Source organism: Paenibacillus sp. FSL R7-0048, assembly GCF_038004505.1.
Taxonomy (GTDB): domain Bacteria; phylum Bacillota; class Bacilli; order Paenibacillales; family Paenibacillaceae; genus Paenibacillus_AQ; species Paenibacillus_AQ odorifer.
Genome location: NZ_JBBORF010000001.1, coordinates 5,351,182 through 5,368,081, shown reverse-complemented (window position 1 = coordinate 5,368,081; position 16,900 = coordinate 5,351,182). Strand labels below are relative to the sequence as shown.

Below are 16,900 nucleotides of genomic sequence, written 5' to 3'. Positions count from 1 at the left end.
AAGGAGTCCTTTGTGGCTAGAAAAGACAATCACTGAAAAAACCAGTGTTATCAAGGCTTTGGCGGAACAGGCAGACGCACAGGACTTAAAATCCTGCGGTACGTGAGTACCGTACGGGTTCGACCCCCGTCCTCGGCATCCTTGATTTATAAGGGTTTTTTCCGGAAAACCTTGGTTTTTGAAACAGTTTGGGAGAGAACTTTTTATAGAGTTCTCTCCTGCAGTTCTCTCCTTTTTCCGGAGGAGAGAACGAGGAGAAGATCGCATGACTCTCAGTAGTATTGAGGGTTATTCGATCTTTTTTTATTAAAAGATCAGGATACTACTCATTGTTGATGCTGAAGATACTTTGGAACTGTATTCCAAGTGAGAATAAATGTCGGCTGTTGTGGAATAGTTGCTGTGTCCCAGCCATTCCTGAATTTCTTTCATACTGACTCCATTGGCGAGTAAGAGGCTTGCACAACTATGACGCAGGTCGTGATAACGGATATGACGCAAACCATTTTTTTTAAGATTTCTAGTAAAGTTTTGTGTGATATAGCCGGGTTTAACTCGTTGTCCTAACTTATCCAAATAGATATACTCCTCATAATCAGTACAATATGATTTACCACATATGGCTTTATTAAGAGCTTGAAGCTCACGAATACGTAGCAGTAATTCTTCAAAGGCTGGCACAAGAGGCAAGGTGCGGCGGCTCGGTTTGTTTTTAGTTCTCTCCTTTTCAATGATGTGTTCTTTTCCCTCAAAATAAACCGGAGTTACAGTATGACGAATACTTATCGTTTTGTTAACGAAATTGATGGCAGTCCACTTAAGTCCAATCACTTCACTTCTTCGCAATCCATAAAATGCAGCAAGAATGACCGCAAGTTCAATCAGTTCGCCCTTAACTTTTTCAAATAGGATATTAATCTCCTGCTTGTTGTAAAAACTGCCGACAAAATCATTCTTCTTAGGTCGTTCAATTTTATCTGCGGGATTAGTGTTAATTAAATCATTTTTGAGAGCATGTTTTAGTGCTTTGCGAATATTAGCGTGATAATGGAGAACTGTGTTGGTTGTCACTCCATTTTTGTCAAGCTCATATTGATAATAATCTTGAATATGACTTGGTAATAATTCTTTGAGAAAAAGTCCCTTTTCTTCAAAGTAAGGAACAACATGATTTGTTATAATATTGTGGTAAGATGCGTAAGTGATAAATTCAACCTTGTGTTTCATCATTGCTAGCCACTGAAGCATGAAGACAGAAAATAGTGGACCCTGATCAAATGGCTCATCGGCTGGCATTTCTTCGCTAATTTCTTCAACTATCGGTTCTTCCTCAGGAACATTTAAAAGAAGAGTAAATTCCCTCCTTGTCTCTAATAGCAATGCTTCTGCTCTTTTTTTGTTTCCTTTTACCGTAAGGCCAGTAGGAATCCACTTTGGTTTTCTCTGACCTTCCTCATCCTTGCAATTCAAGACCATATAAAAAAGACCTTTTTTTTCTTGTAGGTGGCCTGCTACCATGAATATTCCTCCTTCATAGCAGCCCGCATTTCTCCTACCATTGACGTGTTAATTATAACACGCGTGGAAGGGGCGGTTCAATGCACTAAAGTGTTAAAGTGAGGAGGGTTAAAAGTGTGGTTGAACAAATTAAGATATAGTAGGATATTTATTTTAGGGATTTTATAATTGCGCCCAATCTTAAAATGATGAATTTTATTCTCTTGTAAAAGCTTATAAGCAGTCTTATTACTTATACCGCCAAGCATCTCACGCATCTGTACAACAGTGACAATGTCAGGAAAATCATGATATATTACAGCGTACATATCTGGAAGTTCTTTATGTTGGTAAAAATCACTCTTCATTAGTAAATTCTCCTTTATAACGGAATCTTAAGTAAAATAAACTTAGAAAGTTGTTTTTTCAGAGATAAATAGTCTTTATCAAGCTGCTGATGGTGTGCAACATCATAACTCCGGCAGTACCGAAGTTCCCCCTCATCCGAGCAGGCCGCCCCCAATACAGTAACGTTGGCCGGGCGGAAGTATCATTATCCCTCTTACTTGTTATGGCGATTCAAACCTACCATGGATTGATTTGAGCCAGAAGATGATCGCTCAGAGCTTTGGGATTTGTATGTATAATCCTAAAACCCATCATGGCGCTTCTGCTGCGTCGCTTCTGTATTTTTACAGAGCAAAGAGGAACGTACTTGATAAAAGACTTCTTTAATTATCAAAGGACACCGAAAATTTAATTACTGATAAATAATAGAGGATGTATTATTTATCTATTACAATTAAAAAATCTCCTCTGTATTTAAATGGTATTTAGTATTTGTGAATACAACCAAAAATAATAACATTGGCAATTAAATTGCCAAAAATAAGTAAATTATTTCAATGAATTATTTATATAACGATCTAGATCAAATCGACGGACTGCCATTATAAAAGAAATAATTAGGTGCTGTCTACAGTCTTCATTATATTGACCGTTGTGCCATGCATATTTATAGATTAATCGCTCATATCGAAAAATTAATTCTTCTTCAGCTAGCCTATCCCCACCCTGAGCTAACTCAATAAGATCCATTACTTCCCTCAAACGATTACCTCCTTTCTATGGAAGGTTCCAGTTTATAGTAGAAATGGGGGAGGGCATTCGGGGGGAATTTAACTCTACAACTCCAGTTGGTGCCTAAGTTTATCCAATAATGATCTTTTGGCTTTACTGACAGCTTGTTGAGTTAATCCGAATAAACAAGCAATTTCAGAATCGGTCTTTCCTTCGAAATATTTTAAAGTTATAAGTTTCTTCTCCATTGGACTTAATGCTCTGATGACAGAACCTAAGTAATCTTGTATCTCTACTAATACAGTAGGAGAAAGGGAATAAGAATAGACCATAAGCTGAAAGTTATCAATATCTTCGCCCATTGGTTGAAGGTATTGAGCATCTCGATCCACTTTTCTGAAAAATTCACGACTAGTATGGAACAGACATGTTTGGATGTAACGACTAAATCCCTTTTCAACATCGGATGAAATTTTAGGTCTTTTGTTCATTATGAACATCTCCTCTCTTTCTCAAATAGAAAAAAAGTTCGAAAAAAACAACTTCAGACAAATAATTGTAAAAATATAAAAAATATTAATTATAGAGTCGAATTTGATCGTCGTGACATTATCGAAGAAATTTACAAATTCGGATTTTGCATGATTTAATTAGTTGCTTTAAAATTAAACCCACTTAGCTTGTAGTATAAAAACAGCAGGTCTCAATAAGGAGACCTGCTGTTTTTAATTTTTAATGTCTAGTGATTAAATTACAGGTAATAAATAAAGTATTTCAGATGATAGTGCGAGTGTATAGGGTTACACAAAAAGTGAAATGTTTCTTTAAAGGAGTATATATTCGGTTGTGAAAAAAAACACTTAGCAGTTCAATCGGCCACAACTTCTCATTCTATCTTAAAGAACTATTGATCGTCATTCTAACAGTTTGAAGACTTTTTCAATGACACTTTGACGACTATTACAGGATATGATTTTAAATTGCATCAACAAATAACAATCTGAATTCTATGAATATGTACATGGATTTAAGGTTATGTAGAAGAATTGTTATTGGGTCAAGAATAAGCTTGTAGAGTATATTTTTTATCTTTTATTTAATTAGTCGTAAAAGTGTTAGTCTATTAGTCGTCAAACCGTTAGAAGACCAATGGGTTATTCCTTAAAATGATGTTAGGCAACTTACAATACTTTGACAGCGGAGTAATAATCAACAATTCCTGTAGGAGGTTAATATGAAATATTTATGTAATCCAATTAACGTTGGCTACAAGTACCAGTTTAACCAGACTGAAAGTGGTAAAATATCTGTCTCCCGTGAGGCGGCTGATCCATCCATGATCAATTTTAAAGGCAGATATTATATGTTCCCGTCGATGACTTGCGGTTTTTTGTATAGCGATGATATCGCTACATGGAATTTTCATTCGCTTAAAAGTTTGCCCGCATACGACTACGCACCGGACGTGAGAGTTGTTGGGGATTATGTTTATTTCTGTGCATCCTCACACGAAATCTGCAACTTCTACCGTACTAAAGATTTGTTCAGTGATGAGTTCGAGGAAATCAAGAGTACTTTTCCATTTTGGGATCCTAATTTGTTTGCAGATGACGATGGAAGAGTCTATTTATACTGGGGATCGTCAACTAGTTTGCCCCTTTACGGCATCGAACTTAACCCTGCAGATATGACGTCTATTGGTGAGAAAAAGGAATTGATCTTCGGTAATGTTGAGGATATTGGATATGAAAGATCGGGGGAAAACCACATACCACCTCATTCACCAGGGAAAATGACCGAGATGCTGAAGAATTTTGAGGAAAGTAAAGACAACATACCAGAAGAATTGAGAGCTGCAGCTCTGGCTTATGTAACGGGGGCCCCCTATATCGAGGGAGTATGGATGAATAAGCATAACGATGTGTACTATCTGCAGTATGCAAGTCCTGGCTCCCGTTATAACATTTATGCGGATGGGGTTTATGTGGGGGATAGCCCGTTGGGGCCTTTCAAGCTTGCCAAAAACAATCCGTACTCCTATAAGCCCGGCGGATTTATAGCTGGAGCTGGGCACGGCTCCACTATGAAAGATGAGTATGCGAATCTATGGCATACAGCCACCATGCGCATAGCCAAGAACCATAATTTTGAACGCCGCATTGGTTTATGGCCGGCAGGATGGGATGATGACGGAGAGTTGTTCTGCAATCAACGTTATGGTGACTGGCCAATCAAGGTAGATTTGGCCAAGCACGACCCGTGGGCACAACCGGAATGGATGCTGCTCTCCTACGCCAAGCCGGCAAATGCCTCTTCTTGTGCAGAGGATTATATCACCACCAGTGTAACAGACGAAAACGTTCAAACCTGGTGGAAGGCAGCATCGAACAAGCCGGGTGAGTGGATCGAGATCGACCTCGGCCAAGAATATGATGTTCATGCTGTACAGATTAATTTTGCGGATGATGGTCTATTTCTGTCTCCTCCGGATGGAGTAGAGTTTAGGGGCGAACTGGGTCAGGTGCGATGGATAGATGAAACTCCGCAGCCGACGCGATGGGAGCTGGAGGGGTCGGCAGACGGGAACACCTACTTCTTTATCGAAGACAAGAGCGAAGTGAACACAGATCTCCCCCACGACCTGGTAGTCATAGAGGAGGGGATAAAGGCAAGGTATATTAGACTCACAATCACTTCTCTTCCATACGAACAGGTTGCTTGCGTATCCGGATTACGAATATTCGGGCTTGGCAGCGGACCGGCCCCCGAACAAGCAACGGCTATTACAATAGAACGATTAAGTGATCTAGACATTGAATTAAGCTGGAAGGGCAATGGCACGGGCTATGTTGTAGAGTGGGGTTACTCACCTGACAAGCTCTACCACAGCTATCAGGTTTTCGGACAGAGCGTAAGAATTGGCGCACTCGTGAAAGGCCAGGATGTCTATGTAAGAGTAGATAGCTACAACGACAATGGTATTACAGAAAGTGACGTAATCAAAGTATAGTTAGCGGTTGCAAGCAGGCAAGGTACAATCACTCAATAAAAATAGAGAGACTGTACCTTTTTAGTTAAGTAATCCATCATGGGGTACTCCAGATAATCTATGAATATAAGTAGTCAACATTACGGCAATTTCTTCAGGCAATTGCTGATAATCATTCAGACTCCACTGATAAATAATTGCAGTAACTCCACCAGAGATGAATTTATTTAGAGAGGATTCGTTTAGCTGATCACCTAAATTCTCCAATAATGCTTTATGAATAATAGGCATTAAAATTTTATGAAACTCCATATAAATCTTCATAATTTGTTTGTTCTCATAATGAATGCGGCATATATCTAACATCATACGATAAATATCTTCCTCTGAAGAAGTACCCTTCTTCTCGCTGTTTTGTTGCAAAGATAGTTCACACATCTCCTCCACATATTCCGTTAGGATATCTAGCGGCAGCGAATAATATTTATAAAAGGTGGTCCGGTTGATCTGAGCCTCGTTGCATATTTGGGAAACGGTAATGTCCTTGATGTCCAAACGTTCGATAAGAGACCAGAGTGCGTTTTGTAGAGCTTGTTTGGTTTGAAGTATTTTTTTGTTTGTTTTCATCATATAATTCCTTTCAAATCAACAACTTTAGTAGATTCTGTCTAGTTCATTCCTTCGTTCTGGGTCACCTTATTGACGACTGATGACATTAAACTTACTGTAAAGATGTAACGAAGTCAACAAATGTTGATTTAAATTGATTAAGGAGAGGGTTAATCTTATGATTATTAACACCAAAAAAGGAAAAGTAGAAGGTTTTGAAACAGAAGGTGTCAACGCATGGTTTGGTATACCGTTTGGTAAAGCACCGGTGGGAGACCTGCGCTTTAAGCGTGCACAACCGGCTGATCCGTGGGAGGGTGTTAGAGATTGTAAGGTTGCCGGTCATGATCCTATCCAGTTTATCGCTTTCCGAGAGGGTGAAGATGAAGATTGCCTTAATGTGAATGTGTGGGCACCCAAAAATGCTGAAAACCTCCCTGTTGTTGTGTGGCTATACGGCGGTGGCCTTCATTATGGCTTCAACACCGACCCGAGCTATGATGGTGCTCCTATGGCAGCAAACGGTGTGGTCCGTGTTAATCTCAACTTCCGCTTAGGGCCGCTCGGTTATTACGATTTTAACCAGTTCGACGATTCCTTTGATACAAATTGTACAATTTCCGATCATATTGAGGGACTAAAATGGGTCAAAGAAAATATCGAAGCATTCGGCGGAGATCCTGGCAATGTCACCATTTTTGGAGAAAGCGGCGGCGGAGTAGCGGTATTTGATTTACTTGCAAGCCCAGCAGCAAAAGGTCTGTTTCAAAAAGCGATTTCACAAAGCGGCCTTCCCCGTCTCAGCGGTGGCAGAGAATATACAAAGTTAGTGATACCACGTTTTCTTGAATATATCGGGTTACAGCCTGAAGAGGTCTACAAGCTTAAGACGATGGATATTGACATCATTAAAAAGGCGGGTAGCAAGTTTTATGAGGATTTCACAACATTATTTGCAGGAATTAACATGCCTGGTCCTTTATTCGGTGATGATTTGTTGCCAGAACGTCCTTGGACCGCTATCCAGAATGGCAGTGCCGAAGGCGTCGATGTGATTATCGGATATAATCGTGACGAGGGTGATACCTTCATTCAGTCAACCGAAGTGGTGCAGGGGTGGTTTCCTTCCTGGGAATGTGTTGAGACTATGCTCAAAAACAACGGCAAAGAACAGTATTATCCGGAACTCAGAGCAGCTTATTCCGATATTGAAGATGAGCGTAAAGCGCTTAGCAGCTTTGTTAATGATTATTTCTTTGCCATGCATTCCTATATCTGTGCAGACAATCAGGTAAACCACGGTAATGTGTGGATGTATCGCTTTGATTTTGTGCCTGTTGCTTATCAGCAGCTTAATATGGGTGCTGTTCATGCAGCTGAGATTCCCTTCGCACTTGATACTCTGGATAGAGGTTATTTCTCTTATGCCACGAAAGGAACACCGCAGGATCAGCTGGAAGCTATCCGTGACCAGATTAATGGAGCTTGGCTGAATTTCGCTAAGACGGGTAATCCGAATGGCGGATCCATTGAATGGCCGAAATATGAAGGTAAGAACAGTCCGCTGCATATCTTTGACCTCGAGCCATCCAACAGGGATGTGCGATTAAGTGAACAAGTATTCGCAATATGGGACGAAATCGGCTTACCTTATGATCAAGAATAAGGTATTTAAGGAGCATAACCACATGAAAAAAATTACAACCGTGCTAGGGGATATTAAACCGGTCGAATTAGGGTATACCACGATGCATGAGCATGTGCTTGCAGACGCTTCCTTGTTAAATAGACAGGTTATGCATTTTAAGGGCAGAATACCTGATTATATGCTGGAGCTTCGTATGGAAAATCTGGCGGGCTTAAGACAGGGAATGTCCATTTTTTCAGATGATTGTTCATTGGCCGGAGATATTGATTTCGCAGTCGCTGAATTCAACGCATTCCAAAAGATTGGAGGTCAAGCTGTCGTTGATGCATCTCCAATAGGATTGAGGGCTCCAGCCGGGCAGTTGAAGGAAGCTGCCGAGCGGAGCGGAATCCACCTTGTTACATGTACCGGAATTTATGTTGCAGCCGCCCGTCCGGATGAATATATCGGCAAAGACGATATATTTATGTACGAAGTATTCAAAAAGGAAGTTGAAGAAGGTATCGATGGCACCGATGTTAAACCTGGCTTTTTGAAATGCGCGGTGAATGCGATCAATGAAGATGGTTCCATCGACAAGAGTGAATTAGATGCGCTTCGTGCACAAGCAAGACTCTCTAATGAAACAGGTCTTTCCGTTCATGTTCATACGGGCTATCCAATGACAAATGAACATCTATACGAGGTTGTGGATGTGGCTCTTAAGGAATGCGGAATGAATCCTGACAGATTGTTAATGATGCACCAGGACCAGTTTTTGCGTAGAGGCTGTGAGAATAATGTATATCTGAGTTGTCCTGAAATGGGAAGAAACGTTAATACGGAGTATCTTGAGAAGATTCTAGATCATGGAGTATATATAGGCTTCGATTCCTGGGGGACATTTGTAACAACGCTTCCGGATGATTATGACCGGGTGAAGGGCTTGGTTGCTTTATTAAAAAAAGGCTATGGTTCTCAGATTGTCTGTGGGCATGATTGTATAACGAAGGCGTATGGCAAAACTGCCGGTTCCTATGGATATACCCGGTTCCCGGAGATGCTCGGACAATTGCACCAGTTCGGTCTTGGCGAAGAAATCCAGAAAATCACCGTTGAGAATCCGGCAAAGCTCTTATCATATTAACCTGCTAATGAATATAATCTTCACAGAAAAGGGTAGCACGGGTCTTAGTCCTAAATTCCACGGGATTTAAGGTCTTTTTTTAACATTAAAGTTAGTTGTGAAGCAGCAGCACAACTTAAAGATTATAACCAGGAGGGACGAATCATGGAAAGAAATATTGAACAATTGATTTCGGAAATGACTTTAGAAGAGAAAGCGGGTCTGTGTTCTGGATTAAACTTCTGGCAAACGAAGCCGATTGAACGATTGGGAATCCCGTCCATCATGATGACAGACGGACCTCACGGATTGCGGAAGCAGGAGGGACCTGCAGATCACTTGGGGTTACATGGCAGCTTGCCCTCCACTTGTTTTCCGTCCGCAGCAGGTCTGGCTTGCTCATGGGACGTGTCACTGACCCGTAAAGTAGGAATTGCACTTGGGGAGGAATGTCAGGCAGAGGACATTTCAATTCTGCTAGGACCGGGTGCCAATATGAAACGCTCGCCGCTTTGCGGCAGAAACTTTGAATACTTTTCTGAGGATCCGTACCTATCAAGCGAGATCGCGACCGGCCATATTGAGGGAGTACAAAGCCAGGGTGTGGGAACATCGCTGAAACATTTTGCAGTCAACAATCAGGAATATCGCCGAATGTCTGTCAGTGCGGAGGTGGACGAACGTGCGTTGAGGGAAATCTATTTGGCAAGCTTTGAAGGGGTTGTGAAAAAGGCGCAGCCATGGACAGTGATGAGCTCCTATAACAAAGTGAATGGAGATTACGCTTCGGAAAACCATCGATTGCTAACGGATATCTTGAAGGAAGAATGGGGGCACGAAGGATTTGTTGTTTCTGATTGGGGGGCTGTCAACGAGAGAGTCCGCGGACTTGCAGCAGGCCTGGAACTCGAAATGCCGTCCAGCAACGGTAAGGGAGACAATAAGATTATAGAGGCAGTACGCAATGGCTCTTTGACTGAAGAGGCACTCAACCGAGCAGCGGGTCGTCTACTCAAGGTCATCTTCAAAGCCGTTGACAATAAAAAACCAAATGCTTCTTATAGTGTGGAGGATCATCACCAACTGGCTCGGGAAGTAGCGAGAGAAAGCATGGTGCTACTTAAGAATGAGGATTGTATTCTGCCACTTAAGAAGGAAGGAAACATAGTGGTTATCGGCGAGCTTGCAAAAGCTCCACGTTATCAGGGTGGCGGCAGCTCTCATGTAAATCCTACTAAGTTAGACGATATCGCCGCGGAGCTTAAAAAATCTGCAGGCGGCGCAGCGGTCATGTATGCGCAAGGTTATGAGATTGCGAGCGATGAGGTAAACGAGCGCTTGGAAGCAGAGGCGATCCATTTGGCTCAGGCATCGGACGTGGCTATTATGTTCATTGGATTGCCGGAGCGATACGAGTCTGAAGGCTATGATCGTACGCACTTGCGTATTCCAGCAAATCAAATTGCTCTAATAGAAGCTATTTCTACAGTGCAGTCGAATCTCGTTGTCGTACTGAGTAATGGCTCTCCTGTCGAGATGCCATGGCTTTGTAAGGTGAAAGGGCTGCTAGAGGCGTATTTGGGTGGTCAAGCACTTGGCGGAGCGATCGCCGACTTGCTATTCGGTGATGTTAACCCGTCCGGCAAGCTGGCTGAGACCTTCCCAATGATACTGGAACATAATCCGTCCCATCTGAATTTTCCAGGGGAAGGCGATAGAGTGGAATACAAGGAAGGCTTATTTATCGGATATCGCTATTATGATATGAAGAAGATTGAACCGCTCTTCCCATTCGGCTTTGGCTTAAGCTACACAAGCTTTGAATATACTGGCCTTACGGTTAGCAACAAAACATTGAAGGATACTGATTTCGTCAACGTTACACTACAAGTGAAAAATACAGGTAATATGACGGGTAAAGAGATCGTTCAGCTGTATGTACATGACGTGGCGAGTAGCGTTATTCGTCCGGCAAAAGAATTGAAGGGCTTTGAAAAGGTTGAACTAAAACCAGGAGAAACTAAAACCGTGTCCTTCACACTTGGAAAGCGCGCCTTCGCTTATTATAATATCAAATTGCAAGATTGGCATGTTGAAACGGGGGAGTTCAATCTCTTGATCGGAATGTCCTCTAAGGACATTATACTGACAGAATCCGTATATGTGGAGTCTACAGTTTCTCTTCCGAAAAGCTACACTAGAACTTCAACGGTCGGTGATTTGATGGCAGATCCGGATGCTGCGCAGATTGTTCAAGCAATTCTTTCGAGTCAATCCAGAAATGGAATGGACGAGAATGCTTTCAGTTCAGAAATGCTTCAGGCTATGATGAACGGGATCCCGCTGCACGCACTACTCAATTTCAGTGGAGCTGATTTCACTGAAGAAATGCTGGATGATATGCTCGAGAAATTAAATAATTAAAAAACGGTAAGCAAACTATTTAATAGACATTAAGTTAAGAGGCAGCCGAAGGGAGCTGCCTCTTAACAATTAACATTCAGGATGTCGCATCGGTTCAAGAATTGTGTTCAGGCAATTCACATCCTGTTTCTGCAGTGCAAATGTCTGAAGAAGCCTGAGAATTCTCTACTGATTGTACATCTGTCCATGCTTGTTCCAGCTCTTGTAGAAAAACATCTGATGTCTGTGCACCGGATATTGCATATTTTCCTGCGATCAGAAAGAATGGAACACCGCGTACACCGACTTTTGTTGCCATTTTAGTATCGTTACGGACTTCTGTGGTATAATCCTCGCCTTTCAGTATTCTGAGCGATTCATCGCGATTCAGGCCTACTTGAACCGCTAATTCAGCCAGTACCTCGTGACGACCTATATGCAAGGTATCAGTAAAATAGGCTTTCATTAGCCGTTCGGTCATTTGCAGTTGCTTCCCTTGAACGGAAGCAAAATGCATCAGTCGATGTGCATCAAATGTATTAGTTCGTATCGTCTTGTCAAGATGATATTCAAGTCCAGCCGATTCTGCCAGGTGTATCATATGATTTACACTTGCCGAGGCCTGTTCGTTAGACATTCCCATTTTTTGTACCATCAATTCGTATGTGCTAGGGTTGCCGTCAAGTGATGCATGGGGATCCAGTTGAAAGCTTCTTATCGTGATGTCTACTCGTTCATTATGCAGAAACTTGCTCAGTCCCTCTTCAAATCGGCGCTTTCCTATATAACAAAACGGACATGCGAAATCCGACCATATTTCCACTTTCATAATTGCTCCCCCCTCTGCCAATTCTTATTACCTGTACGTCCAAAATGCCAAAAGTATAATAAAGACACGATTAATACAACTACGGCCATACCTGCACAGATATTGCTGTACACCGTTCCAGAGGCATACAGATGCAGCGGATTCAAGGTCAGTGAGGAATCCCCGTAATCAATAATCTTACCAATAATAACCGTCGACATTGCTCCTGAGAGAAACATTATCATAGAAAAAAGCCCCATGCCGATGCCGACCTGTTCCTGTGTTAATGTTCGTGAGACGGTATTAGATAGACCAAACTGCATAGAAACCTGACCAACACTTCCGGCAATCAGAATTAAGGCTACTACCCAAGGATCTGCACCTGCCATAAGCGACAGCAGGAAGAAGCAGAGAAACATCAGAGTCATAGCCAGACTCACAAGTAGCGGATTTCCATGGCGGTCGGCTAGCTTACCTGCACTTTTTCCAAACACCGCGGAGATGAATGCTCCTGGAAACACCACAAAACCAACCATACCTGGAGATAGTCCGTTCAACTCGGTCAATAATTGCGGTATTACAAATGAGACTCCCATTACCACCGCCGCATTCAAAAAACCGATGACCAGCGCTGTAACATAACGCCTATTGCCAAAAAGTGCCGGTTGAATAAATGGAGTTTTCGCCTTAGTCAATCTCCAGATAAGCAACAAAAGCATAAGAATTCCGGCTAGCGTTAACCAGCCGTTACTCCAAGTTATCGCTAATAGTAAGAAAGCAACCAGGGCAGCGAGCAAACCGGCCCCAAGCGCATCAATTGTACCGCTAGATGGGGGATGATCAGGCAAGTATTTTCGGAAAAATGGTAATGCAACAAGAACTATAAGAGTAAGGCCAAAGAGTACCCGCCAGTGGAAGGTCTGAACAATAAAGCCTCCTACAATTGGCGAGACAGCAGTTCCGATCGCTAATCCCATCGAAACCATGCCGAGTGCATGTCCCCGATTCTTTGGCTCATAATAGCGAACAGGAATGATTAAAGCTGCTGCCGGAATGACAGACGCACCTGCTGCCTGCAAGATCCTTCCGGCAATGACGGTTGAAAAATTGGTGGAGAAAAGTCCAATCAGTGAACCGCCGGCAAAAAAAAGCAATCCGATGGTTAATAAATTTCTTAACCTGAATCGGTCAGAAAGCTTTCCAAATACCACTGTTCCAATAGCATATAAAGATGTGAAACCAGTCATTACCCAACTGACTTGAGAAGCTGTCAGTTCGAACTCTTCGCGCATTTGCGGTAGTGCGACATTAAACATGGCAGCATTCATCACAGATAAAATCAAAGTGGCCATCAAGACCAGCAGAAGCCGCTCTTTCTGCTTACTCTCTATTGCAATTTGATGTTCCGTCATAATTCTTGAACAGGCTTGAAATCTTTAGGGAAAGTTTCTTCGAACTTATCTTTGTTGCGATACAGCTCATACCAAGCCTCTGCAATCAAATCCGGATCTCCTTCTGTTCCAGGTTTAATTAGGGTTCCTATGGCCAAGAAGCCTACATAGACCCCGTTAACCTTCAATGTCTCATGCAGATTGGATGCATAATTTCGTAATGCGGCCATAACGGCACTCCCATTACCGAGAAAGGGGAGTGGATATTGCGCAGACACCCCGCTAGAGAAAAGAATGGATCCTTCGCCTTTTTGTTGCATTTCAGGTAGTACTTCATTTACACATTGAATGGCTGGAAGCAAATAGCCGTTTACGTACTCCAAGACGCTTTGCGGTGTAGTCTCCAGTATATGTTTGTAAGTTTCAAGGCCTGCGGACGGGCTGAATTCCAGTACGTCAATTCCGCCAAAATCGCTTTTCACCTCACCAAGTGCTCGCTTTAATTGGGTCAACTGGCTGATATCAGCTAAGTAAAACTTGGCTTGATTGTCCATATTATTAAGTTCTTGAATGATTGCTGCCAATTTATCGGCGTTGCGGGCAATTAAAGCTACTTTGAACTGTTGTTTACCAAATCTTTTGGCAATAGATAATCCTAGGCCGGGACCGGCTCCGACAATGGCAATGGTTTTCATGGATAACCTCACCTTCCTTTGATATATTTAAAACAACTCATGTCGTTTTAAGTCAAGTCTATAAGTTGCTGTCTTACTAAGCAACCAACAATAATCCATATATGTGGAGATAGGGAGTTGTAGAGTTATTTATGACCATAAAAGTCAAGAATATCAGGAAGACTGGAACAAGGCAGGCAATAATTGAAGCGTTTTTAGCAATTGCCAGTAAAAAAAGTATTGAAAAAATAACGATTCTTGAAATAAGTGAACGTGCTAATGTAAATCGGGCTACATTTTACGCTCATTTTCTGGACAAATATGAAGTATTGGATGAAGTAATCGGGGAGTCCGCTGCACAGATGGTACAATTACATACAAAGGATGTCTATCTATTCAATAAAGAAAAAATTAATCAACTTGTTTATGCAGTGTTTGAGTATTATGAACAGATAAACAACACCTGCAAAGGCAATTATGAAAGCAAAATTCCACAGCTGCGTTCCCGAATGATTGATACTTTACGCAGTCACTTGGAAAAGTGTTTAGCAAATATATATGAGCAAGAAGATCGCACATTCTATGCACGGATTTACGCCGCTCTAAGCTATGAGGCAGGTTATCTATGGGCAACAGACCAAACGGGATTACTACTGGGGGAAGCAGCAGAGAAGGTAGCTGACTTAATTATGGGGGGATTGCCTAATGTTTAATTTGCTAAAATTCTATGGTAATCGTGAAACAACCTCATTTATCCAAACCATGAATGATTTTAGAATACCGGTACTCATTTGGTCCTCGCTGGTTTATGGTTCGACAACTATTCAGAGCATAAGGGAATTTCATTTAGCAGAGTATTTAATTTTCAGTGCATTATTCATTATTTTTCTTTATGTAAACTGGGAATCAGCTCTTTTTGCTAAGCGATATACATGGTCTTTTTTTATCCTGCAAGGTTCATTAATTTCAATTAGCTCAATTCTTATGCCTTCAGCTGCTGTAACTATATTAGTGGGTTTACTACCTGTCCTGGTGGGGCAGAGTATTGGATTCTACTATAATAAAAGAAAAACCATACTGGTCATTGCCTTAAGTATAACTATATTTATTAATGTATTAGTCTGCGTAGGGGAATTTCACAACCTAACTTTAGTGCTTGCTCCTTTTTTATTGTTAATTATTGTCGTGTCAGCATATACAGGTCTGTTTTTTCAGCAAGTACATTCACGATTGCGGACGCAAAAATATTTGCATGAACTGGAGGCTGCATACATGAAGGTTGAGGAATTAACACTAGCGAATGAAAGACAACGGATGGCTCGTGACTTACATGATACAATGGCACAAGGCGTTGCCGGATTAATCATGCAGTTAGAAGCTATAGGCTCTTTTATTACAAACGGAAATATTCATAGGGCACAAGAAATTTCTCTGCGTTCCACAGATCAGGCTCGCAGTATTTTGAAGGATGCACGTAAAGCGATAGATAACTTACGTCTCAAACCAGAATTTAACGAGAAGAGTTTTTCTGAAGAAGTTAGAGATGAGATCGATCGCTTTATCAGTTCAACAGGGATCAAGGTTTCTGTAAATCTCAAGGTGGATCATAAATTATCGAAGAATTTAACCGAGAATATCTTGTTGATAATAAGCGAATGTATGATAAACATTCTTAAACATGCTAATGCTACAAATGTCTGGGTTAGTGCTGAGGTCTCAAATGATTTTCTTGTGATCGAAGTTAAAGATGATGGTGAAGGTTTCATTATGGAAAAAATTGTAGAACAAAAGGGACATTACGGGTTATTAGGAATACAAGAACGGGCAAAGTTGTTACGAGGATCAGTAGAAATAACAAGTAATAATAGCGGAACCCTTGTAAGAGTGAAGGTTCCAATATTTGAAGGAGAAAATGAATGAAACCCTACAAGATATTAATTGTTGATGACCACAGTGTCGTGCGGGAAGGCATAAAATTGATCTTGGAAACGACAAATAAGTTTGAGGTTATTGGTGAGGCAGTCAACGGTGTCGAGGCTCTAAGACTCGTAACAGAGCTTTTACCTGATGCAGTGCTAATGGACTTAAGGATGCCGGTTATGGATGGAATAGAAGTTATGAAGGTTCTAAAAGACAAAGGTTCTTCTATACCAATTATTATTTTAACCACATATGACGAAGGTGATTTGATGCTAGAGGCATTGAATCTAGGTGCAAAGGGTTATCTGCTAAAGGATACAACAAGTGTGGATTTATTTCGCGTAATTGAATCAGCCATTGTTGGTGATACTATTCTACTATCAGATATGATGACAAAATTAATATCCATAACCAAAGAAAAGTTATCTCCCGTTGCAGAGGAAGAGAATGTATTAACAATTAAAGAATTGGAAATTCTGCGTTTAGTTGCGAGAGGATATAAAAGTAAAGAAATTGCGTTTGATTTTGGGATCTCAGAACGAACCGTAAAAGCACATTTAACAAGCATTTATAGTAAGCTTGAAGTTGATTCCAGATCTAAAGCTGTTGCAGTTGCACTAGAAAAAAAGATGATACATTTAAATTAGTTAAAATCCAGAAGGAGTAATATCTTTCTGGTTTTTTTTGTTTCTGTGTGGAATTGCCCAAAGGTACATGTACTTCTGCCTATTGGTACGATGTAATCACATGCTGAATTATCTAAAATATATTTATGT

General features: G+C 41.2%; 15 protein-coding genes and 1 tRNA gene. 8 read left to right on the top strand and 8 right to left on the bottom strand.

Features of this window, described 5'->3' with window-relative positions:
* The first annotated feature begins 60 nt into the window (after positions 1-60).
* Positions 61-135, top strand: a tRNA-Leu gene (locus NSQ91_RS23880).
* Between the two features lie 171 nt (positions 136-306).
* Here NSQ91_RS23880 and NSQ91_RS23875 read toward each other — a convergent pair.
* The 4 genes from NSQ91_RS23875 to NSQ91_RS23860 form a co-directional block, all read right to left on the bottom strand.
* A complete protein-coding gene (locus NSQ91_RS23875; protein WP_076192012.1) occupies positions 307-1,518 on the bottom strand; it encodes a tyrosine-type recombinase/integrase in 1,212 nt (403 codons plus the stop codon).
* A 77-nt stretch (positions 1,519-1,595) separates the two neighbouring features.
* Positions 1,596-1,865: a helix-turn-helix domain-containing protein gene (locus NSQ91_RS23870; RefSeq protein WP_179086289.1), complete on the bottom strand. Its 270-nt coding sequence runs from the start codon at positions 1,863-1,865 to the stop codon at positions 1,596-1,598.
* Between the two features lie 529 nt (positions 1,866-2,394).
* On the bottom strand, positions 2,395-2,607 hold the full coding sequence (locus NSQ91_RS23865; RefSeq protein WP_256716537.1) for a helix-turn-helix domain-containing protein: 213 nt from the start codon (positions 2,605-2,607) through the stop codon (positions 2,395-2,397).
* A gap of 74 nt (positions 2,608-2,681) precedes the next feature.
* Entirely contained in the window at positions 2,682-3,068 is a 387-nt protein-coding gene (locus NSQ91_RS23860; protein ID WP_076192010.1) for a sigma-70 family RNA polymerase sigma factor, read from the bottom strand.
* A gap of 743 nt (positions 3,069-3,811) precedes the next feature.
* Here NSQ91_RS23860 and NSQ91_RS23855 point away from each other — a divergent pair.
* Complete coding sequence (locus NSQ91_RS23855; protein WP_076192008.1) at positions 3,812-5,587, top strand: family 43 glycosylhydrolase; 1,776 nt, start codon at positions 3,812-3,814, stop codon at positions 5,585-5,587.
* 60 nt (positions 5,588-5,647) lie between these two features.
* On the opposite strand, the gene NSQ91_RS23850 is transcribed toward NSQ91_RS23855, so the two are convergent.
* The gene (locus NSQ91_RS23850; RefSeq protein WP_143762741.1) at positions 5,648-6,196 is read right to left on the bottom strand and encodes a TetR/AcrR family transcriptional regulator; all 549 of its coding nucleotides are present in this window, start codon (positions 6,194-6,196) and stop codon (positions 5,648-5,650) included.
* 157 nt (positions 6,197-6,353) lie between these two features.
* On the opposite strand from NSQ91_RS23850, the gene NSQ91_RS23845 reads away from it, so the two are divergent.
* The 3 genes from NSQ91_RS23845 (at position 6,354) to NSQ91_RS23835 (ending at position 11,352) form a co-directional block, all read left to right on the top strand.
* Positions 6,354-7,841: a carboxylesterase/lipase family protein gene (locus NSQ91_RS23845; RefSeq protein ID WP_076192004.1), complete on the top strand. Its 1,488-nt coding sequence runs from the start codon at positions 6,354-6,356 to the stop codon at positions 7,839-7,841.
* Positions 7,842-7,863: 22 nt separating this feature from the next.
* A complete protein-coding gene (locus NSQ91_RS23840; RefSeq protein ID WP_076304626.1) occupies positions 7,864-8,949 on the top strand; it encodes a phosphotriesterase family protein in 1,086 nt (361 codons plus the stop codon).
* 144 nt (positions 8,950-9,093) lie between these two features.
* Positions 9,094-11,352 carry a beta-glucosidase family protein gene (locus tag NSQ91_RS23835; protein WP_076192000.1) on the top strand — a complete coding sequence of 753 codons (2,259 nt, stop codon included), beginning with the start codon at positions 9,094-9,096 and terminating at the stop codon, positions 11,350-11,352.
* A 94-nt stretch (positions 11,353-11,446) separates the two neighbouring features.
* On the opposite strand, the gene NSQ91_RS23830 is transcribed toward NSQ91_RS23835, so the two are convergent.
* Genes NSQ91_RS23830 through NSQ91_RS23820 form a run of 3 tightly spaced genes read right to left on the bottom strand, consistent with a single transcriptional unit; the run spans position 11,447 to position 14,225 of the window.
* Positions 11,447-12,160 (bottom strand): DsbA family oxidoreductase, encoded by a 714-nt coding sequence (locus NSQ91_RS23830; RefSeq protein WP_076191998.1) that lies wholly within the window; start codon positions 12,158-12,160, stop codon positions 11,447-11,449.
* The gene (locus NSQ91_RS23825; RefSeq protein ID WP_076191996.1) at positions 12,157-13,551 is read right to left on the bottom strand and encodes an MFS transporter; all 1,395 of its coding nucleotides are present in this window, start codon (positions 13,549-13,551) and stop codon (positions 12,157-12,159) included. Before NSQ91_RS23825 ends, NSQ91_RS23830 begins: the two co-directional genes overlap by 4 nt.
* On the bottom strand, positions 13,548-14,225 hold the full coding sequence (locus NSQ91_RS23820) for an SDR family NAD(P)-dependent oxidoreductase (RefSeq protein WP_076191993.1): 678 nt from the start codon (positions 14,223-14,225) through the stop codon (positions 13,548-13,550). Before NSQ91_RS23820 ends, NSQ91_RS23825 begins: the two co-directional genes overlap by 4 nt.
* Positions 14,226-14,356: 131 nt before the next feature.
* Between NSQ91_RS23820 and NSQ91_RS23815 the strand changes: the two genes are divergently transcribed.
* The 3 genes from NSQ91_RS23815 to NSQ91_RS23805 are packed head-to-tail and all read left to right on the top strand — an operon-like array spanning position 14,357 to position 16,771.
* Complete coding sequence (locus NSQ91_RS23815; RefSeq protein ID WP_076191991.1) at positions 14,357-14,917, top strand: TetR/AcrR family transcriptional regulator; 561 nt, start codon at positions 14,357-14,359, stop codon at positions 14,915-14,917.
* On the top strand, positions 14,910-16,124 hold the full coding sequence (locus NSQ91_RS23810) for a sensor histidine kinase (protein WP_076191989.1): 1,215 nt from the start codon (positions 14,910-14,912) through the stop codon (positions 16,122-16,124). The genes NSQ91_RS23815 and NSQ91_RS23810 overlap by 8 nt, the downstream gene beginning before the upstream one ends.
* Positions 16,121-16,771 (top strand): response regulator, encoded by a 651-nt coding sequence (locus NSQ91_RS23805; RefSeq protein WP_076191987.1) that lies wholly within the window; start codon positions 16,121-16,123, stop codon positions 16,769-16,771. The genes NSQ91_RS23810 and NSQ91_RS23805 overlap by 4 nt, the downstream gene beginning before the upstream one ends.
* Positions 16,772-16,900: the final 129 nt, after the last annotated feature.